Source organism: Lederbergia sp. B243.17 (assembly GCF_057657925.1).
Window position 1 is genome coordinate 25,189 of the sequence record NZ_JBWBKF010000048.1, and the last position, 20,194, is coordinate 45,382.

Annotated in this window: 26 protein-coding genes; 1 reads left to right on the forward strand and 25 read right to left on the reverse strand. The window is 48.1% G+C overall.

The window, feature by feature from the left end:
- Positions 1–38: 38 nt before the first annotated feature.
- Together AC0TWI_RS09240 and ssb are read right to left on the reverse strand one after the other, a co-directional pair.
- Positions 39–236 (reverse strand): hypothetical protein, encoded by a 198-nt coding sequence (locus tag AC0TWI_RS09240; protein ID WP_488126059.1) that lies wholly within the window; start codon positions 234–236, stop codon positions 39–41.
- A 51-nt stretch (positions 237–287) separates the two neighbouring features.
- Positions 288–659, reverse strand: coding sequence for a single-stranded DNA-binding protein (gene ssb / locus AC0TWI_RS09245; protein ID WP_488126060.1), 372 nt, complete (start codon positions 657–659; stop codon positions 288–290).
- A 226-nt stretch (positions 660–885) separates the two neighbouring features.
- Here ssb and AC0TWI_RS09250 point away from each other — a divergent pair, with 226 nt between their 5' ends.
- Positions 886–1,305 (forward strand): YwpF-like family protein, encoded by a 420-nt coding sequence (locus AC0TWI_RS09250; protein WP_488126061.1) that lies wholly within the window; start codon positions 886–888, stop codon positions 1,303–1,305.
- Between the two features lie 34 nt (positions 1,306–1,339).
- Here the strand turns inward: AC0TWI_RS09250 and AC0TWI_RS09255 are convergent, their stop codons facing one another.
- The 23 genes from AC0TWI_RS09255 to AC0TWI_RS09365 form a co-directional block, all read right to left on the reverse strand.
- Positions 1,340–1,516 carry a hypothetical protein gene (locus tag AC0TWI_RS09255; protein ID WP_488126062.1) on the reverse strand — a complete coding sequence of 59 codons (177 nt, stop codon included), beginning with the start codon at positions 1,514–1,516 and terminating at the stop codon, positions 1,340–1,342.
- A complete protein-coding gene (locus tag AC0TWI_RS09260; protein ID WP_488126063.1) occupies positions 1,516–1,911 on the reverse strand; it encodes a hypothetical protein in 396 nt (131 codons plus the stop codon). The genes AC0TWI_RS09255 and AC0TWI_RS09260 overlap by 1 nt, the downstream gene beginning before the upstream one ends.
- A gap of 180 nt (positions 1,912–2,091) precedes the next feature.
- Entirely contained in the window at positions 2,092–2,424 is a 333-nt protein-coding gene (locus AC0TWI_RS09265; protein ID WP_488126064.1) for a hypothetical protein, read from the reverse strand.
- Between the two features lie 211 nt (positions 2,425–2,635).
- Positions 2,636–3,058, reverse strand: a complete 423-nt coding sequence (gene fabZ, locus AC0TWI_RS09270; protein WP_488126065.1) for a 3-hydroxyacyl-ACP dehydratase FabZ — start codon at positions 3,056–3,058, stop codon at positions 2,636–2,638.
- Between the two features lie 70 nt (positions 3,059–3,128).
- Entirely contained in the window at positions 3,129–3,425 is a 297-nt protein-coding gene (locus AC0TWI_RS09275) for a DNA-directed RNA polymerase subunit beta (RefSeq protein WP_488126066.1), read from the reverse strand.
- A gap of 119 nt (positions 3,426–3,544) precedes the next feature.
- Complete coding sequence (locus tag AC0TWI_RS09280) at positions 3,545–4,366, reverse strand: flagellar hook-basal body protein (protein ID WP_488126067.1); 822 nt, start codon at positions 4,364–4,366, stop codon at positions 3,545–3,547.
- A 35-nt stretch (positions 4,367–4,401) separates the two neighbouring features.
- Complete coding sequence (locus tag AC0TWI_RS09285; RefSeq protein ID WP_488126068.1) at positions 4,402–5,193, reverse strand: flagellar hook-basal body protein; 792 nt, start codon at positions 5,191–5,193, stop codon at positions 4,402–4,404.
- 142 nt (positions 5,194–5,335) lie between these two features.
- Complete coding sequence (gene mreB / locus AC0TWI_RS09290; protein WP_488126069.1) at positions 5,336–6,337, reverse strand: rod shape-determining protein MreB; 1,002 nt, start codon at positions 6,335–6,337, stop codon at positions 5,336–5,338.
- Between the two features lie 328 nt (positions 6,338–6,665).
- Positions 6,666–6,938 carry a sporulation transcriptional regulator SpoIIID gene (gene spoIIID, locus AC0TWI_RS09295; RefSeq protein ID WP_488126070.1) on the reverse strand — a complete coding sequence of 91 codons (273 nt, stop codon included), beginning with the start codon at positions 6,936–6,938 and terminating at the stop codon, positions 6,666–6,668.
- A 355-nt stretch (positions 6,939–7,293) separates the two neighbouring features.
- The gene (spoIIQ, locus tag AC0TWI_RS09300; protein WP_488126071.1) at positions 7,294–8,076 is read right to left on the reverse strand and encodes a stage II sporulation protein SpoIIQ; all 783 of its coding nucleotides are present in this window, start codon (positions 8,074–8,076) and stop codon (positions 7,294–7,296) included.
- A gap of 110 nt (positions 8,077–8,186) precedes the next feature.
- A complete protein-coding gene (spoIID, locus tag AC0TWI_RS09305; protein WP_488126072.1) occupies positions 8,187–9,206 on the reverse strand; it encodes a stage II sporulation protein D in 1,020 nt (339 codons plus the stop codon).
- Positions 9,207–10,328: 1,122 nt separating this feature from the next.
- Positions 10,329–11,624 carry a UDP-N-acetylglucosamine 1-carboxyvinyltransferase gene (gene murA / locus AC0TWI_RS09310; RefSeq protein ID WP_488126073.1) on the reverse strand — a complete coding sequence of 432 codons (1,296 nt, stop codon included), beginning with the start codon at positions 11,622–11,624 and terminating at the stop codon, positions 10,329–10,331.
- Positions 11,625–11,656: 32 nt separating this feature from the next.
- Positions 11,657–12,391, reverse strand: coding sequence for a YwmB family TATA-box binding protein (locus AC0TWI_RS09315; RefSeq protein WP_488126074.1), 735 nt, complete (start codon positions 12,389–12,391; stop codon positions 11,657–11,659).
- A gap of 84 nt (positions 12,392–12,475) precedes the next feature.
- Entirely contained in the window at positions 12,476–12,709 is a 234-nt protein-coding gene (locus tag AC0TWI_RS09320) for a DUF1146 family protein (protein WP_488126075.1), read from the reverse strand.
- Positions 12,710–12,789: 80 nt separating this feature from the next.
- Positions 12,790–13,194 carry a F0F1 ATP synthase subunit epsilon gene (locus AC0TWI_RS09325; protein WP_488126076.1) on the reverse strand — a complete coding sequence of 135 codons (405 nt, stop codon included), beginning with the start codon at positions 13,192–13,194 and terminating at the stop codon, positions 12,790–12,792.
- Between the two features lie 22 nt (positions 13,195–13,216).
- Entirely contained in the window at positions 13,217–14,638 is a 1,422-nt protein-coding gene (gene atpD / locus AC0TWI_RS09330) for a F0F1 ATP synthase subunit beta (RefSeq protein WP_488126077.1), read from the reverse strand.
- Positions 14,639–14,688: 50 nt separating this feature from the next.
- Positions 14,689–15,546: an ATP synthase F1 subunit gamma gene (gene atpG, locus AC0TWI_RS09335; RefSeq protein WP_488126078.1), complete on the reverse strand. Its 858-nt coding sequence runs from the start codon at positions 15,544–15,546 to the stop codon at positions 14,689–14,691.
- A 92-nt stretch (positions 15,547–15,638) separates the two neighbouring features.
- Positions 15,639–17,147, reverse strand: coding sequence for a F0F1 ATP synthase subunit alpha (gene atpA, locus AC0TWI_RS09340; protein ID WP_488126079.1), 1,509 nt, complete (start codon positions 17,145–17,147; stop codon positions 15,639–15,641).
- 25 nt (positions 17,148–17,172) lie between these two features.
- Positions 17,173–17,712, reverse strand: a complete 540-nt coding sequence (locus AC0TWI_RS09345; RefSeq protein WP_488126080.1) for a F0F1 ATP synthase subunit delta — start codon at positions 17,710–17,712, stop codon at positions 17,173–17,175.
- Positions 17,713–17,714: 2 nt separating this feature from the next.
- Positions 17,715–18,230, reverse strand: a complete 516-nt coding sequence (atpF, locus tag AC0TWI_RS09350; RefSeq protein WP_488126081.1) for a F0F1 ATP synthase subunit B — start codon at positions 18,228–18,230, stop codon at positions 17,715–17,717.
- 253 nt (positions 18,231–18,483) lie between these two features.
- Positions 18,484–18,696, reverse strand: coding sequence for a F0F1 ATP synthase subunit C (gene atpE, locus AC0TWI_RS09355; RefSeq protein WP_488126082.1), 213 nt, complete (start codon positions 18,694–18,696; stop codon positions 18,484–18,486).
- 62 nt (positions 18,697–18,758) lie between these two features.
- Positions 18,759–19,472, reverse strand: coding sequence for a F0F1 ATP synthase subunit A (atpB, locus tag AC0TWI_RS09360; protein WP_488126083.1), 714 nt, complete (start codon positions 19,470–19,472; stop codon positions 18,759–18,761).
- Positions 19,473–19,478: 6 nt separating this feature from the next.
- Positions 19,479–19,871 (reverse strand): ATP synthase subunit I, encoded by a 393-nt coding sequence (locus tag AC0TWI_RS09365; protein WP_488126084.1) that lies wholly within the window; start codon positions 19,869–19,871, stop codon positions 19,479–19,481.
- Between the last annotated feature and the right edge of the window lie 323 nt (positions 19,872–20,194).

The following is a 20,194-nucleotide window of genomic DNA, read 5'->3' on the forward strand; positions in this document are numbered from 1 at the left end:
GTTGGCACTGCGTGGTTAGGTTCTGTATGTACAGGGGATTATTGTACATGCACTCTTTTTACCGGGCGGGGGTGGGACGAAAGCGGCTGCGATGACGGCTCTTGACGGAGAGTCTCTTCCAAGTTGGCGATACGGATGGTAAGCTGGTGGATTTGCTGGTGGGCCTTCCCTAATTTGAAGATGAGGTCACTGATGAGAATTTCAATCGAGTCGTTCGCGCCTTTTACACTTGCCAAATGATCAGCTCCTTTCTTCCAGTCCTTGAAAGCGGGGGCTTTCCAAGACTGTCAAAATGGCGGAAGCGGTACGGATTCCTCCTTTCGCTCCTCTTGCTCTTGTCTCTTCCCTCCCATGAACCTCACCGAGTCGGCAATCACTTCGGTCACGTATACACGCCTTTTGTCTTCATTCTCATACTGCCTCGTCTGGATTTTTCCTACGACTCCGATGATGGAGCCTTTTTTACAATACTTCGCCGTGTTTTCCGCTGTTTTGTTCCAGAGCGTGCAGAGTACAAAATCTGCATCGAATTCGCCATTGACGTTACGATAATGGCGGTTGAGAGCAAGCGTCACATTGAGTACCGCCCTTCCCTCCACTGTATAGCGGAGTTCCGGATCTTTTGTCAATCTGCCGACAAGCGTGACCTGGTTGATCATGTTTTCACCTCCTTTGTGATGGGGGTAACCACATCTTAGGACAGACTCATTCCTGTGTAAAATCAGGATAATCTCTTTATATCCGCATTTTTCGATAAAAAATTGATAAACGAGAAAAAGATTTCACTTTTCATCAGGAGAAAACTTTATTTTATATCTTTTGTCAGACTTTTTTAGAAGAGGAAAAGTGGTATACTTTGAACAGATAAGGATGGAGGCGGTCAAAATGAAATCGTTTAAAATTGTCGCATTGCAAGTGTTAAGCGGTTCGGACAATATCAACATCCCGCTGACCGATGGCTTGATCATCAATAAGGAAAACAAAGATGGCAGTTGGATCATTGAAGCATATGTCGAAAAACAGTACAGCGAGCTGTTTGAGAAAAGCCGGGACAAAGAGGAAAATTTAAACGTACAGGTGATCATCACCCATCCAGATAATGACCCGGCACCCTTTACGACGACGGTCCATACGGTCAAAAAAATCGGAGAATATGCGAGCATCCTGCTGGAAGGAAAGTTGAGCAGGCGCCGAGGCGACTATGCGGAGGATCTTTTAGCCGAGCTGCTTAAAGAAGGGCTGGAAGGCGAGGACTTGTTTGTAGAGTTCAAAAATAGGATTCACGGGGCTGGAAGAAAAGCATAAAAAAAACTCCTGTCTGTTGTATACAGGAGTTTCCTTAATGGAGTCGGTCGCTCGAAAAAAGATCAATGTTGGAATCGCGGTAGAGACCGAGCTTTTCGATGATATATTTAATATCCTGATTCGTATAATCCCTTTCAGGAAACTCCTCCTCAAAGAGCTGATAATACAGAATTGAGGCGACTTTCAAGTCGGTGCTGTTCGCCGGCTCCATCATTTCTGCTTTTTTTTTAGTTTATCCTCAAGCAGTTCAATTAAATATCTCGCTTCTGCTTTGCAGGAATACTCATGAGATTCGCCGAGCTGCTTCTCAAGCTGCTCTATCGTTTTCTCTTGCTCTTCAGTCGGTTCTTCAGACAGAATCTTGTCGATTGTTTCATTGATCTTCCCCGCCAACTCTTCATGAAAGGCAGGGTCTGCTTTCATCTCTTCATCGACTTTGTCAAACCACGATGCACTGCTGTTAATATAGCCTTGCCAGCTGCGCATGAATTCCTCGATATTATATTTCTTGTCATCCCATCCGATTGAAGCCATGTATTGCTCGAATACAGTAGAGATGGATCGGGTGATGCTAATTTTAATCCCTTGGGATAGGTCTTTTAACATTGACGAAATTTACCTCCTGCAGCATGCTTAATGTCTATGAATGAAGCCGTTTTCCGCAGCAAAACGAACGAAGAAAATGCTCTTGTCATTATATTTTACCGTACATAGAGAAAAATGCAACCTTTTGCAGAAAACCGCCGGATATATACAAAAAAAGCGGGAAAGTCCCGCTTCGGTAGGTTATCTGTTGTTATTGTCTTTGTTGAGATCGACATTGTCATCCAATGTGTTGTCGTTCATGCCGTTGTTAGTGCCGTTCGTTCCGCCGCCGTTCGTTCCACCATTTGTTCCGTTTGTTCCGCCGTTGTCATTATCGATAACTCCGCCGTTGTCACGGTTGTTATCCAGCACGCCGCCATTGTCACGGTTGTTGTTATCCATGACGCCGCCGTTGTCGTTTGCAGGTGGTGGAGGATTCTGGCCGCCGTTGCCGTTGTCGTTGTTCCCGCAGCCGACCATTAAGATGGACGCAAGAGCAGCTGTGCCAAGCAGTTTGGTGAATTTAGTATTCATTAGGTAAGGCTCCCTTCTAAGTTGGAAAATATTTTCCGGTACCGGACAAATGCCCGGAAACCGATCTTAGGTGATGAAGACCCTTTTTTGGTCTCACTATAGCTTTCCCAATAACACTAAAATACATCTGCAAATTTCTTCCTGCTTTGCTGGCCAGCATTGCAGTCTGTGTCTCGCGGACATAGGCCCGCGTACTTTAGCTATTCCCCTTTTACTTCAGGGCAAACGTGATTTCCGCTTCACAGACGAGTTCTCCGTCGACTGTCGCCCGGGCTTTTCCTTTTCCGACCGGGCCCTTGATGCGAACGATCTCCACTTCAAGCTTGAGCTGGTCTCCCGGTCTCACTTGTCGCTTGAAGCGGCAATTGTCGATTCCGGCAAGCAGACCGATTTTCCCGCGGTTTTCTTCCTTCATCAGCATTGCTACAGCACCAACCTGTGCAAGTGCTTCAACAATCAGGACACCCGGCATGACTGGAAAGTCCGGGAAGTGTCCATTGAAAAATTCCTCATTCGCCGTGACGTTTTTCAATCCTGTTGCTTTCTTTCCCTCTTCGATTTCTGTAATTTTATCGACGAGCAGGAATGGATAGCGGTGCGGGATTATTTCCTTAATTTGTTGGATGTCAAGCATATGTAAAACCTCCTCATTTTGTATAAAAATATGCCCATGCAAAAATGGCCCACACGAAAAGTCGGAGGGCCTATTTTTTACCGGTCACAAGATCAGCAATATGCATCCAGGTCGATTTCTGGAAAACTTCCTTCGCGTTCCCATCGCCAATTACGCTATAGCCGACCATTAGTCCAGCAGCAAGGCTGATGGCGACGAGCGCTATTACGATCAGGATACGCAGCCAGATCGGGATCAGGCGGATTCTCACCCATCTTTTCCCGGAAAGCTTCCGCTTCTCTCTTTCATCACGCATTTTTTGCTTCGCTTGTTCCCTTGTTTGTATATTCGATTTCGTCTCTTCCTGGCTAATTCCTTTCGCCATCATATGACAAACTCCTTTTCCCCCATGGCAGGCCTGCTTCTATCATAGCACAATGTGTTTTTCGAATCACTGTGATTTTTCATCCTATGCAAGTGTCATGCTGTTGTTGGGAGAAGCAATGATTAGCGGATGCCATTCACAAGTCCCGCCATCTGATCTGACAGGGTGAAGGATCTCGACTGGAATTGGAGTGCGCGCTGGATATTGAGCATGTCTGTCATTTCTTTGCTGAGATCGACGTTTGACCCTTCAAGCGCCCGCTGCTGCACGCCAATTAATGTACGCGCACCGCCGTTCAGCTCGGTGAAAATGCTCTCCTCTGCAGAAGCCGGATCGACATTGGCTGGAAGTCCGAGCAGAGAGTCGCCTTTTTGCTCCATATACTGCGGCTTCTTGATGGCGATTACCCCGAGATTGGCCGACATTTGACCGGTCTCGCCGCGTGCGGTGAAGACGCCATGATTATCGATCAGAAACTCGTTGTACCCGTCAGGAAAAACAATCATGTTGTTGTTCTCATCGAGCACCGGATGGCCGGATTCAGTCACAAGTGTAAGCTGATTGTTCCCGGTCGGCGACAAATGGAGTGCGCCGTTTCTCGTATACTGGATTTCGCCCCCTGCTTCCACCTTTAAGAACTGGTTTGGCACGGTAAAGGCGATATCAAGCGAACGGTCTGTCGTCTTGATTGGCCCTTGCTCCAGGTTGATGGAGGAAGCAGACATAAGGGCGCCGACACCTTGCCGGATGCCGAAATCGGACGTGCGCCCGACTTCTTTTTCGCGGGATGGCTGGTTGTTCACGTTCGCAACCATCATGTCAGCAAAAGACACATCTTTGCGCTTAAAGCCATTTGTCTGGGAATTGGCCATATTGTTGCTGACGATATCAAATTGTTTTTGAAGCTGGCCGATCGTATTGACCGCCGTAATCATTGAATTCATCGTCCCGTCTCCTTCATATTGTTCCGGATTCCCTCTTATCCATTCACACGGCCAACATCATTGACCGCCTTGTCCATGCTGCGGTCGTACGCCTGAAGGATTTTTTGATTCGCTTCGAATGCCCTGTATGCTGTCAGCATATCGGTCATCGAGCGGGATGGATCTACATTTGAGCCTTCGAGAAAGCCTTGCGTCATGCTGTAGGTGCCGCCCTGGGCCGCTTGGAGGGCAGGTGCGCCTTCCGCTGGCCCGTATAATCCATTTCCTTCTTTAGAAAGCGCCATTGGCTCATCGGTATAAGCAAGACCGAGCCTGGCCGTTTGTACGCCATTTTCAGTAATAATTCCTTCAGGGGAAACCTCGAATTGGTCGCTGTCCACCGTAATTCGGTTGCCTGCCGCATCAAGAACGGGCAGGCCGCCTTCTGTCGTCAGCAAGCCGTCACCGTCAACCGTGAACCTTCCGTTGCGTGTATATTTCGTCTCGCCATTTTGCTCAACGGTAAAAAACACTGCGCCCGCCCCGATGTCCGAAAGAGCGATGTCCGTCTTCCTTCCCGTCTCCCGTAAATCTCCCGGCGCAAAATTCGCGAGCATCTCCTGCATATAGACGCCGGTATTCAGGCTGCCGATTTCCTGGCTCCCTCTTCGGCCTGTCTCTTTTCCGGAATCGAAACGCTGCAAAAGCATTTCCGGAAACGCGCGGATCGCCGCCTGGTCCGCCTTATAACCCGGCGTATTCACATTTGCCATATTATTCGTCAGCATATCGGTCTTGCGTTGCTGCGCAAACATCCCGGATGCTGCTGTATAAAATCCACGTAGCATGTACTTCCACCTCGTGAGTCATATTCCATTCCATAGTCTTTATATCGGCTTTCCAGTCAATGTTTAAAGCATTTTCCAGGAAAAATTCTTCCTTAAAACGAATGCGGAGAGCCTGGTCAAGCTCTCCGCATTCCATTTTTCCTTATACAAAGTTTCTGCGGCCGATCCGGTCCATGTTTTCAAGCATGATGCCTGTTCCGGTTGCCACACAATCCATCGGGCTTTCCGCAATCAGGACAGGTACACGCAGTTCTTCAGCGAGTAACTGGTCAATGCCATGGAGCAGTGCTCCGCCTCCTGTCAGGATAACGCCGCGGTCGATGATGTCCGCAGATAATTCAGGCGGTGTTTTCTCGAGGACATTTTTGGCTGCTTGAACGATCACATCGACCGATTCGCGCAACGCCTCTTCAATCTCCTTCGAATTGACGGTGATCGTTCTCGGCAGGCCAGTGACCATGTCACGGCCGCGGATTTCCATTTCTTCATCGCGTCCGCCCGGGAAAACAGTGCCGATGTTGATTTTGATATTTTCAGCTGTTCTTTCACCAATCAAAAGTTTGTACTGCTTCTTTACATAATTGAGGATTTCCGTGTCAAAATTGTCACCCGCCATTTTAATGGATGCTGAGGTGACAATGTCGCCCATGGACAAGACGGCTACATCAGTCGTTCCTCCGCCAATATCGACTACCATATTGCCGCTCGGCTGAAAAATGTCCATTCCGGCGCCGATTGCTGCGACTTTCGGTTCCTCTTCGAGATAGATCTTTTTGCCGCCGCTTTTCTCGGCTGCTTCTCTTATGGCCTTCTGCTCAACGCTTGTGATGTTTGTCGGACAGCAAATAAGGATCCGCGGCTTCGACAAGAAGCCTTTTACGTTCAGCTTGTTGATGAAGTGCTTCAGCATCGCTTCCGTCACGTCGAAATCCGCAATAACGCCGTCTTTCAGGGGGCGGATGGCAACAATATTTCCCGGTGTTCTCCCGACCATCTTCCTCGCTTCTTCCCCGACTGCGAGCACTTTGTTCGTATTCTTGTCAATCGCCACGACGGACGGTTCATTCAGTACAATTCCCTGGCCTTTCACGTGGATCAGAACATTGGCTGTGCCCAAGTCAATCCCGATATCTTTTGCAAACATGGCAATTCCCTTCCTTCAATTTTATCCTATGTAGGCATGTCTCCGCCGAGTAAAGAAGACGGTCCTTGCCCCTTTTTCATGTTGATTTTGAACGTACATTATTGTGATGATTCATTCATAAGCTTTCTGCTATTGATTGTTTGTACTTGCAATATTATACGTTTCGATAGATTTCCCTAATTGTATATTTTAGCATATCTGCAGGTTGAAAAGAATGCACTGCTTGAAAATATTTGGCAAAAACATCTGATTAGCCATCGGGCTGTTGTTTTCACAGAAAAGCGTCTGAAGAACTTGCCTCCTTCAGACGCTTTTCATCTTGATCCATTCATTTCGCAGATCCGCTTTTCATTTCCTCCCGCTTGTACTTTTGTTTTGTCGCCTCCCCGCCGCGAAGATGCCGTATCGACTTATGGTAGTCGAGAATGTTCTTTACCTCTGTTGCAAGTTCGGGATTGATTTCCGGCAGACGCTCGGTCAAATCTTTATGGACTGTACTTTTGGAAACGCCGAATTCCTTCGCAATGACGCGGACCGTCTTTCTTGTCTCCACGATATACCTTCCAATCTTGATTGTTCGCTCTTTGATGTAATCGTGCACACAACTCGCCCTCCCCAAATTGGATGTGAGGAGTGTGAAATGAGACGCATCTATTTTTGCTAATACTGTCTGCAGGCAGGCTCTCTCGCTGCACTCGATTTATTTATGGAAATAGTAGTTGTCATGCTGTTTGTATTTTAAGGAATAAGCATAAGTCCGGCTGAATGTGTACCTCACCTCAAACACTCGCTTTTGATACCAGTTTGTAACATCATATTTGTACAAAGACGGATATATGCGGGAAAAGCACAAGAAGATTATTTCCCGAGAAATATAGCGAAAAAGACTGTCGCCGACTGTCAGAAAAGACATTAAAAAGAAGCGATCCGCTAAAGATCGCTTCCTATTGTAAAAGTCAGTTTGCTGCCTCTTCTTCTTTTTCTTCCATTGTGTCCATTGAATCTTCTTTATCATCGGAAGCCTGTTCCGCTTTCTCTTCTGCTTCGGCATTTGCTTCATACTCTTCGATCGCTGTTGCCGGTTGTCCGAAGAAATCATGCGGGTTCAATGCCACCTGGTCTTTGCGGATTTCAAAGTGCAGATGGGTTTTGGCATCGCTGTTCAATTGGCTCGTGCCTGCTTTCGCCAGCACATCCCCTTGCTTCACGCTGTCGCCGACCTTCACCTGAATGTCCTTTATAGACTGGTACACTGTCATGATGCCGTTCTCATGGCTGATTTCAATGACATCACCGAGAAGCGGATCTTTGCGGACATCTGCCACTTTGCCGCTCAATGAAGCAGTAACGTCAAAGTCCCCACCCTCGTTCATCGCAATATCCACGCCCATATTCGGCATATATTTATTTCCATCTACGATGAGGGCAGCTTCTTGCTTATCCGCGGATGCGTTGACATCAAAAAATTCAGTGATAATACGTGCTTCAGACTCATTTTTGACTGGCATAGCCACGTTCTCAAACGTCTGGTTTACTTCCACGACTGGTTGTTCCTGCTCACCTGCTAATTCCTTGCCTTTGTCCGGTGTCTCCGCCAAATCAGCCGGCCTCATCTGGAACCAGATGACAGCTGTGATCAGCAATGCGCCAGCCACAAGATACAGACTTGGGTACACCCAACGCTTCTTGAAAAACTTGTTCAACTTCGGAGAAGATTGGTTCTTTTCTTCCTCTCTCATTTTCATCACCTCTGTCAACATTCTGAACAGAAATGAGAGAGATTATACTTGTCCAAGTGATTATTTTTCGACAATCGCTTTAAAAATATGCATGGAAAAAAATGCTGTGCTTATTGGCTTGTAGCGACCTGCTGATTAAGAAAGCGGTCCGCCGATGTGATGGCGATGCCCTGATAATAATGGGATACGATTTCCTTGTAGCCCTTTCCTTCCTTCGCCATTCCATTCGCACCATACTGGCTCATCCCGATGCCATGACCGAAGCCTTTTGTCGTGACAACAATCGCATCGCCTTTTTGCACCCAACTGAAGTCGGTTGAGCGCAAACCAAGCTTTTCGCGGATCTCTCTGCCGGTAAATTCCTTACCGCCGATTTCTATTTTGGCAACTTTTTTCCCTGACGTCCGTGCCGTGATCGTTCCAATTTCCTTGCCCTGACTGATGTTCACGCCGAGCCTTTCTTCAAAATCAGCGACTGGCATGGAAACTTGCGCTTCGAACTTCGGAGAGGCGCTGTCCCATGGGCTGGCGACGCTCTTTAAATAGGGAACCTGATTCTGCCAGTATTCTTCCGCATTTTCCGTAAAGCCATTGCTTGTTGAAAAATAAAAGGCTGTGATTGGCTTGCCATCATACGTGAGCACTTCACCCTCAGTTGCTTTGATTGCTTCTTTTATTTTTGCTGTATTGCTTTCATATTTTTTTCCCCACATTTTTTTCAGTTCCTTCTTATCTTTATACACCTGATAGTTAACCGTATCGTTTACATCTGCCCCTTCAGGCAAATTTGTATTGCCAGGATTTAATATATGGTTGAGCACATACGTCCTCGCTGCCAGCGCCTGTGCCTTCAGCGCCTCCACCTCGAACTCGGCAGGCATCTCTGCCCCAACGACGCCGACAAGGTACTCCTCCATATCCATTTTCTCAATTGTCTTACTCGCCGTCCGGTAAACGGCCACCTCGGTTGCCGGGCCCTTTGCCTTTTCTTCTGGCTCCGATTCCTTTTTTTCCTTCAGGACGGGTCCGGCCTGATCCTTGGAGAAGGGCAGAACGAGCAGCGTCGGCAGCAAAAAAGAGAGTGAAATAAAGAGCGCAGCAATTGCAATCACAGGTTTCCATTGTTTCATGCCTGATTCCCCCAATATGAAATTAAGCGGCCTTTCCCGCCGCCTTATTCCTATATATATCAATATGGACAAGCAATTATGCTATTTATTCAATAGGGGTACGAATGAGCGGGAACCCTTAAGGGATAGGCGCGGACAGAGCCAATTTGTCGATATATTCCCCAGTTCGGTAATATATTTTGCGGTTGCGACATATATTCTGCAGTTCGGTAATATATTCGCCAGCTGCGGCGTATATTCCGGAAGTTGGTTGATATCCGGGGGGAACGGTCATAGCGTACGCGGGCGCAGCCTTTATTTGTTCAGGTTCCACGCCGCACTTCCAAGTAATTGATTACTTAAGGGCTTAGCGCGAGGCTTATTGTGAAAATCGATCTTGTATCTGCCCACGGAAAGGCCAATTGGTCGATATTCTTGCTGAGGCGGTAGATAACTTTCGTGAGAACGACATATTTTCTCCATGGTGGTAGCTAGTTTCGCCAGCCGCGACCTATATCTTGAAAATTGGACGATATCTAGGGGAACAGGACATAATACGCGGGTTCAACCTTTGCTTGTGCAGTTCGCATCCCGCGCTTCCAAGTAATTATTACTTAAGGGCTTAGCGCGAGGCTTATTGTGAAGATCGATCTTGTATCTGCCCGCGGACAGGGCCAATTGGTCGGTATTTTTGCTGAGGCGGTAGATAACTTTCGTGAGAACGACATATTTTCTCCATGGTGGTAGATAGTTTCGCCAGCTGCGACCTATATCTTGATAGTTGGTCGATATCTGGGGGACCGGGCACATAATACGCGGGTTCAACCTTTGCTTGTGCAGTTCGCATCCCGCGCTTCCAAGTAATTGACTACTTAAGGGCACAGCGCGAGGCATATTGAGAAGATCAAACTTGTATCTGCTCGCGGACAGGGCCAACTTGTCGAAATATTTCTCAGTTCGGTAATAATTTTGTGGTTGCGACATATATTCTGCAGATCGGTAATATATTCGCCAGTTGAGACATATATTCCGGAAGTTGGTCGATATCCACCCGCACTCCGCGTCTCCCCGCCCAGACCCTCAATCAAAACAAAAGACTGCCGGGAAAGCTGCAATTCAGCTTTTCCGGCAGTCTTAAGTCTGTTATGCGAGGTTTTCCAATGTAGGTTCGACGACAGTTTCGTCTTCTTTGACACGTTCGATGTCCGCGCCGAGTGCCTGGAGTTTCAGGTGGAAGTCCAGGTAGCCGCGGTCGAGGTGGTGAAGTTCGGTTACGCGTGTGTAGCCTTCTGCCTTCAATCCGGCGATGATCAGGGCTGCAGCTGCGCGCAGGTCGGTTGCAGCAACTTCAGCTCCTTGGAGGTCAGCTGGTCCGTTGATAATGACGGAGCGGCCTTCAATTTTGATCTCGCTGTTCATGCGGCGGAACTCCTCGACGTGCATATAGCGATTTTCAAATACAGTTTCGGTAATGACGCTTGTTCCGTGGGCGCTGCCCAGGAGAGCCATCATTTGGGATTGCATATCGGTTGGGAAGCCTGGGTGCGGCATTGTCTTGATATCAACTGCCTTCAGTTTTTCCGGTCCGATGATGCGAAGGCCGTCACTTTCTTCAATGACGGTTACATCCATTTCCTCAAGCTTGGCGATGACCGATGAAAGATGCTCTGGCACGGCGCCTTGGACGAGTACATCTCCGCCAGTGATGGCCGCTGCGATCATGAATGTTCCGGCTTCAATCCGGTCCGGGATGATCGTGTGGTCTGCACCTGTCAGTTTCTCGACACCTTCAATTTTGATTGTGCCGGTGCCGGCTCCTTTGACTTGGCCGCCCATCTTATTAAGATAATTGGCAAGGTCAACGATTTCAGGTTCTTTTGCACAGTTTTCAATGATGGTTGTGCCTTTTGCAAGCACAGCTGCCATCATGATGTTTTGGGTCGCCCCGACACTCGGGAAATCCAAATAGATTTTTGCGCCCGTGAGCTGATCTGCTGTTGCCTCGATAAAACCGTTTTCCACTTTCACTTTTGCTCCCATTGCTTCGAAGCCTTTCAAATGAAGGTCAATCGGCCTCGATCCAATCGCACATCCGCCCGGAAGCGCTACGCGTGCTCTTCCTTCTCTGGCAAGCAAAGAGCCCATGACCAGGACGGAAGCCCGCATTTTTCTCACATATTCAAAAGGTGCTTCAATCTCTAAATCCCTTGATGCATCCACAACAATTGTCTTATCTATAAACTCTACGTTGGCATTTAAATGGCGAAGCACTTCGCCGATTGTAAATACATCGGAGAGATTCGGTACATCCCGAATGATGCTTTTTCCTTCACTTGCCAACAATGATGCAGCGATAACAGGCAGCACAGCATTTTTGGCGCCTTCAACTCTAACAGTGCCGCTTAGCCTTTTCCCGCCGCGGACGATGATTTTTTCCAAGAGTATTCCCCTCCGCGTCCATATTCTTAATATTAATATTCAATCGTCAAGATTGGTGTGCCTAACACGAAATCCGTGCCGGGCCCCAGCGAATTTTTCCGAAGTCCCAACTGCATATTCATTGATTGATCCGGTAAAGCTAAGGTTTGTTCAAAAAGCGAGGAATAAGCTGATAGGGAGAAGAATCCTCTCTCTGTAAATGATTGTTCGTCTTTGACCTGAAGGGCATCGAGCAGTCCCTGCAAGGAGTTATCGATGAAACCATTCCATTCCTCTTTGAATTCGCCTTTTATACAAGAGAAAACAACAGGGGAGCCAACGTAAAGCAAAGCCGATCTCTCTTCCAATTGCCTTATTGCACGGCCGGCTGTCCGTTCATCCCATTTCGTGCCAGCTGCCTCATAGAGTAAGTACGATGCATTTTGTCCTTTTTTGTCGGTTGAACGCAAACTTATTTTTTCCGTAAAGGATCCATTATGTATAAACCCAGTGATGGTGCGGGTTTCACCATGGAAGGAAGAGGTCCACGCCATGTCTGGAAATTGTTCCTCCAGCAACTTTTTCTTCGCAGCCCACTCTTTCTCATTGGAAAAATCGACACGTTCTCTTGTATATAAAGACCATCCAAATATGGTTCCGCCTTGCTTCTCAATCACGGAAGCCATTTTCGCAATGTCCGCACCTTTTACGGCTGCAAGTGGACTATTCCCGATAATCATAAAAATGAAACCAAATACCCATACTGCATAAAATATTTTTTTCAGCATGTAAACTCCCCCCTTAGTAGAAGTGTCTCCACCCATGGGAAAGTCATACTGGCTGAAAAACGCTAATTTTGGCGAATGATTCTGTTAGAACAAGTATTGCAACTGTCGCGACCATTGCAGGTAATCCAGAAAGAAACTGCTTGCCAGCGAACCTATGGCGACTGTCAACAGTATGTATAGAAGCCTTGCCTGGACCACTCGGTTTGCCCGCAGCAATTTTTCAAAATTCAATGCCTGCAGAGCCCAAAACGTTATGGCGATGAAAAATAGGTGCGACAGGATGCCTGTCAGGGCTTGCTGCCCAACATCTTCGAACACATACGCCCCTCCTCCACAACCTGATTACGGACAGACGACACCTTCCGAATACAGCTCAGAAGGTGTCATCGTGAACGTAATTAATGTCGGTGCTGATATACATCGATGCGGTTCATAGCACGCTTCAGCGCCAGTTCCGCTCTTTTAAAGTCGGTGTCGTCTTTTCTTCCCTGCAAGCGGGCCTCGGCTCGCGTTTTCGCTTCTTCGGCACGGCTTATATCTATATTCTCCGCCATTTCAGCAGTTTGTGCAAGGATAGTCACCGTGTCGGGGCGAACTTCGAGCAATCCGCCGTTCACCGCGGCATATTCCTGCCCATTTGCGGTGGTGATACGGACTGCGCCGATTTTCAGCGGGGCAACCATCGGGATATGCCCTGGCAGGATTCCCAATTCGCCTGATTCCGCCTTTGTGCTGATCATCTCAACTTGTGAATCATACACCGGGCCATCGGGAGTGACAATACTTAATTGCAATGTCTTCATTTTAAACCCTCCTGGTCCCTGATTATGCTTCTACGCCCATTTCCTGCGCTTTTTTGATTACGTCATCGATAGTTCCGACAAGTCGGAACGCATCTTCCGGAAGGTGGTCATATTTGCCTTCAAGCAGTTCCTTGAAGCCTTTAACTGTTTCCTGTACAGGTACATATGATCCAGCCTGACCAGTGAACTGCTCGGCAACGTGGAAGTTCTGAGACAAGAAGAACTGGATGCGGCGCGCACGCGCAACGATCAGCTTATCTTCATCAGAGAGTTCATCCATACCGAGGATGGCAATGATGTCCTGCAATTCGCGGTAGCGCTGCAATGTTTGCTGCACTTGACGCGCCACATTGTAGTGCTCTTCGCCGACGATTTCCGGTGAAAGGGCTCTTGACGTGGAAGCGAGCGGGTCAACCGCTGGGTAAATACCCATTTCGGAAAGCTTACGCTCAAGGTTAGTTGTTGCATCTAAGTGAGCGAATGTTGTTGCTGGAGCCGGGTCAGTGTAGTCATCCGCAGGAACGTAGATCGCCTGAATGGATGTTACGGAACCGACGTTTGTGGAAGTGATCCGCTCTTGAAGCTGACCCATTTCCGTCGCAAGTGTCGGCTGGTATCCAACCGCGGACGGCATACGGCCAAGCAATGCGGATACTTCTGAACCCGCTTGTGTAAAACGGAAAATGTTGTCGATAAAGAACAGAACGTCCTGTCCTTGTTCATCACGGAAATACTCAGCCATTGTCAAACCAGTCAGGGCAACACGCATACGCGCACCCGGCGGCTCGTTCATCTGTCCGAATACCATCGCTGTTTTGTTGATAACGCCGGAATCTTTCATCTCGTAGTAAAGGTCGTTTCCTTCACGAGTACGCTCGCCAACACCGGCGAATACGGAAATACCGCCGTGCTCTTGTGCGATGTTGTTGATCAATTCCTGGATCAGTACGGTTTTACCTACTCCCGCACCGCCGAAGAGGCCGATTTTACCGCCCTTGATATAAGGGGCAAGCAGGTCGACGACTTTAATGCCAGTCTCCAAAATTTCAACTTCCGTGGAAAGCTGGTCAAATTTAGGTGCCTGACGGTGGATCGCATCTTTGCGGATGTTGTCGTCCAGTTTTTCGTCAAGGTCAATCGATTCACCGAGAACGTTGAATACACGTCCAAGCGTGATATCGCCGACTGGAACGGAAATAGGGGCGCCTGTGTCGAGCACGTCCATGCCGCGCTGGATTCCATCTGTGGAGGCCATTGCAATTGTACGGACGGTGTCGTTACCAAGGTGCAAAGCTACTTCCAATGTCAGTTCGACTGCCGGTTCAGTTCCGGATTGTCCTGCATTGGTAACTTTAAGAGCATTGTATATTTCAGGGAGATGGCCATCGGCGAACTTTACGTCAACAACCGGTCCCATGACTTGTAGAACATGTCCTTTGTTCATTATTTCCCCTCCTACCTGGGTTAAGGTCTTCAATTTTTTGCGTTTGGCGACTATTCAAGCGCTGCTACGCCGCCGACAATCTCGGTGATTTCTTGTGTGATTGCAGCCTGGCGGGCACGGTTGAATTGAAGCGTCAGATCGTCGATCAATTCCGACGCATTGTCTGTCGCGCTCTTCATCGCTGTCATACGGGCCGCATGCTCACTCGCTTTTGCGTCCAGCAGGGCACCGTAGATAAGGCTTTCCGCATATTGCGGCAGCAGCACTTCCAATATCGCGTCTGCAGATGGCTCATACTCATAAGACATCAGCTTTGTCGAATTGCCCAGATCTGTAAGCGGAAGAACTTTCTTTTCCGTCACTTCGTGGGAGATTGCACTGAGGAAGTGGCTGTAGTACATGTAAAGTTCATCAAATGTCCCATCTGAGAACATGCCAACCGTTTTTCTCGTAATTTCCATAATATCGGCAAATTCCGGCTGATCGGCAAGGCCTGTAATCTCAAGCTGGACATTCATGTTTCTTTTCAAAAAGTAGTCGCGTCCCATTCTTCCGATGGCGATGATCGCATACTCATCAGGAGACTTGTGACGTTGCTTTATATTGTTGTGGACAGCCCGCAAGATGCCGCTGTTATAAGGGCCGGCCAAGCCGCGGTCTGCAGTGATGACGAGATATCCAGTCCGTTTGACGGGCCTTGTTTCAAGCATCGGATGGGTTGAATCCTTGCTGCCCATGGCGATGCTCGCCGCAACTTCCTGGATTTTCTCCATGTACGGCACGAACGATTTTGCGTTCATTTCCGCACGGTTCAGCTTCGCAGCCGAAACCATCTGCATCGCTCTTGTAATCTGGCTCGTTTTCTTTGTCGAATTGATGCGGGATTGAATGTCGCGTAATGAAGCCACTCATTCTCACCACCCTTTTTTCAAAGTTTGATTAGAAACGGCTCGCACCGTTTCTAATCGCAAGCAATGCTTTATTGTTCAATCACCGAACCTTATTCAGTGATCGCGAAAGTTTTCTTGAATGTGTTGAGCGCGTCTGCAATCTCCTCATCCGCAGGCAGGTTGCCTGTTGTGCGGATTGTTTCAAGCAGCTCGGCGCGGTTATGGTCAAGCCATGCATAGAGCTCAGCTTCAAAGCGGAGAATGTCCGAAACCGGAATGTCATCAAGGTAGCCTTTTGTCAATGCATAAAGGATCATAACTTGCTTTTCAACCTTGATCGGTTTGTTCAGGTCCTGCTTCAGCACTTCAACCGTACGAGCACCGCGATTCAGTTTCGCTTGTGTCGCTTGGTCAAGGTCAGAGCCGAACTGGGCGAATGATTCAAGTTCACGGAAAGAGGCCAAGTCGAGGCGCAATGTACCGGCTACCTTCTTCATCGCTTTGATTTGTGCAGACCCGCCGACGCGTGATACGGAAAGACCCGCGTTGATCGCCGGACGAACACCGGAGAAGAACAGGTCGGACTGAAGGAAGATCTGTCCGTCTGTAATGGAAATAACGTTCGTTGGAATGTATGCGGAGATGTCTCCAGCTTGTGTTTCAACGAATGGCAGTGCAGTCAAAGAACCTGCGCCTTTTGCGTCGGACAATTTCGCCGCACGCTCGAGCAGGCGGGAGTGCAAGTAGAATACATCCCCTGGATACGCTTCGCGGCCTGGAGGACGGCGGAGCAAGAGGGAAAGTTCCCGGTAAGCTGCTGCTTGTTTGGAAAGGTCATCGTATACGACAAGAACGTGCTTGCCATTGTACATGAACTCTTCACCCATTGTAACCCCTGCATATGGAGCAAGGTAAAGAAGTGGAGCCGGCTGGGATGCAGACGCTGTAACGACGATTGTATAGTCAAGAGCGCCGAATTTGCGAAGTGTCTCGACAGCTCCGCGTACAGTCGATTCTTTCTGGCCGATCGCGACATATACACAGATCATGTTTTGGTCGGCCTGGTTCAGAATTGTATCGATTGCAACCGTCGTCTTACCTGTCTGGCGGTCACCGATGATCAATTCACGCTGTCCACGGCCGATCGGTACAAGAGCGTCAATCGCTTTGATACCAGTTTGGAGCGGTTCGTGAACCGATTTACGATCCATGACTCCTGGTGCCGGGCTTTCGATCGGACGTGTTTTTGTTGTGTTGATCGGGCCAAGGCCGTCAACTGGCTGTCCGAGCGGATTCACGACGCGTCCGATCAGTTCTTCGCCAACCGGTACTTCCATGATGCGTCCTGTACGGCGGACTTCATCGCCTTCGCGGATCTCCTTATAAGGACCGAGGATGACGATACCAACGTTGCTTTCTTCAAGGTTCTGAGCAAGGCCCAGTACTCCGTTGGAGAATTCAACCAGTTCCCCTGACATGACATTGTCAAGGCCATAGGCACGTGCGATTCCGTCACCGACCTCGATGACTGTGCCAACATCGCTGACTTGCATATCAGCTTGATAGTTTTCAATTTGCTTTTTTATCAGCGCACTGATTTCTTCAGCATTGATGCTCATGAATTTCACCCCTCATATTATGCACTTATTCCGTTATTAACGTACGTCCAAGACGGTCAAGCTTGCCTTGCAGGCTGCCGTCGTATATGCGGTTGCCGATCCGGACTTTGATGCCTCCGAGGAGAGCCGGATCTACAATATTTTCGATGCTCAGTGCCCGTCTGCCGACTTTCGGGGCAAATGTAGCTGAAATTGCTTCACTTTCTGATCCTGTCAGCGGGCGGGTCGAATAAACAGTTGCTTCGATAATGCCGCTTTCCTTATTGGCGGATTCAATGAAAGCATCTGCCACATCTGCGATTTCCGATTGGCGATGACGGTCTACGAGAAGCTGCAGCGTGTTCAGAACAAGCGGTGAAACACTTGAGAATACGGTTTGCAGCACGTTTTTCTTTTCATTTAGAGTTACGTTCGGAGAGGTGAGCAGCGTGATGAAACCGGGATTTTCGGTGACGGCTTTTTTCACAGCGCGCATCTCCTCATTTACGGCTGAAACATTGTTTTGCTCTTTTGCCAGCGAGAATAGGGCTGACGCATAACGTTGTGCGACAATGTTTTGACTCATCCTTATTCTCCCGCCTTTTGAATGTAGTCATCGATCAGCTTCTGCTGGTCTGCTTCACTCAATTCCTTCTCGATTACTTTGGAAGCAATCATGACGGACAGGGAGGCAACCTGCTCACGAAGAGCTGCGACTGCTTTTTCCTTCTGCTGTTCAATTTCCGAACGGGCAGATTCTTTCAGGCGCTCTGCTTCCTGGCGTGCAGTTTTGACGATGTCCTCACGCTGCGCTTCACCGTGCGACTTTGCGTTCTCGATCATCGCCTGTGCTTCAAGACGCGCTTCTTTCAGCAAAGCCTTTTGCTCTTCAAGTAATTTATTCGACTCTGTGCGGCTTTTTTCAGCTGCTTCGATTTCCGATGCGATATGTTCTTCACGCTGGATCATGATGTTCATCAACGGACCCCACGCTACTTTTTTCAATATAAACATCAATACGAGGAAAGCGAGGAGAGTATAAAGAATGTCTCCGCCAGGAAAAATTGGCGTGCTCGCCCCAAGTACGAATTGATCTAAAAGCACGTTTGCTTCACTCCCTTCAAAAATGAAGGCGCAACAAGAATCATCGCGCCGAATCGTTGGGTGCCCTTGCTGCGGGCTTAAAAATCCCGGCCGCTTCTGCTGCCAGGGGGGCAATCGCTTCTCTTGCCGGCCATAAACCGGAGTTTCCGCTCTTGCCTACTTACTCTCTGATAGCAAGAAAGGCGAAGATACCGTAGTGAGCTTCGCCAATTTGTTTCCTGCCTTCAGCCGATAGCTTGCGGCTTCCGCTTGCTTATCTACCTTGAAGCATGAACGCGATAACGGCACCCATGATAGGAATCGCCTCAACGATACCTACGCCGATGAACATTGTTGTTTGGAGCATTCCGCGTGCTTCTGGCTGACGAGCCATACCTTCAACTGTTTTAGAAACGATCAAACCGTTACCGATACCTGCGCCCAAAGCTGATAAACCGACTGCAATTGCTGCTGCTAGTGCAAACATGTAATAATTCCTCCTATTTTTTAAAAAGTTTATTAGTTTCTGTTCGGTGGAACAGTGTATTATTAATGGTCGCTACTCACGCGATGTGAAATATAAACCATCGTTAACATAGTGAAAATGAATGCCTGAATGGCACCAACGAAAATACTGAAACCTTGCCAAACCATCAGCGGGATAAAGCCGCCGATTGCACCTACTATACTTGCAGATCCTACACCTGCAAGCAGGGCGATCAAGACTTCCCCTGCAAAAAGGTTACCGTAGAGACGGAGACCCAAGCTGAGTGTGTTGGAGAACTCTTCAATGATTTTGAACGGAAACATGAATCCGACAGGCTGGAAGTAATCGCGGGCATATGCCTTTGCGCCCTTCATCTTCACCCCGAAATAGTGGGATAAAGCAACGACCATAACAGCCAGCGTCAACGTAACAACCGGATCGGCTGTCGGCGACTTCCACCAAAGATTATTGTTGCTGGAAACGATGGCGAACGGAAGTCCGAGCATATTGGAAACGAATACGAAGAACAATAGTGTCATCCCCAGCAAGTGGAAGTTCCCGCCCGTTTTCCAGTCCATGTTGCTCTTGATGATGCCTTTTACGAAATCCATAACCCATTCCATGAAATTCTGCAACCCGGTCGGTTTCATGGCCAATCTGCGCGTCGAAATGACTGCGATCAGGATGACAATGACGGCTGCGACCGTGATCATTAGTACGTTTGACAAGTTAAACCAGAGCCCCGCTATTTTGACTAGTGGTGCATCATGACCCAATCTTGCTCACCTCACTTCCGGATGTTTTCGGGATTTGAAAATTTTGCGGAGGAAAAAGTCGAGCATCACTACGATATAAGATGTGACTATTCCAAAAATAACGCTAAAAAAATGGAAAACTTGAGGATTCTGGTCTGCTATGTAAACAGCCAGGATGACGATGCCCATTCTTACAAGCATCCCCATAGAATAGACTTTTTGTCCTGTGGCAACGGCTTCACTGAAACGCGTTGTTTTTTTTGCTAAATACCAATGGTTAAAAAGGCTTACAGAAGTGCCGAGAATAAGGCCCATGAAGACGGACTTATACTCTGTAAAGCCCCATCCCAATACATAAATGGACAAAAGATACAATATGTATTTGCAGTGCCTTAGAAAAATCTGTTGGAGTTCCGGCATATCTACTATCTCCCCAAAAAATTGTCGGATTTTGTGGAGCACAGCCATTTTAAGAGTCGGCATGATAGGATCCGTTGACTAAAAACGATGGCCATCCGTTTATCCCCATTAGAGCAAAAAGCATGTGCGCATCATGCCGAAATTTGCGTATACAAATGGAAGAATGGTATATGCCATACCCTTTGTTAGCATACAATAGCACTATAGCAAAGTCAACGTGTTTTCTGGATATTATCCGCCGTTCATTTTTCATTCTTTCATTGAATGTTCACAAATTTCTACTTGCAAAAATCGACACTTGTCACGGTTTCTCCGGGCCGCCT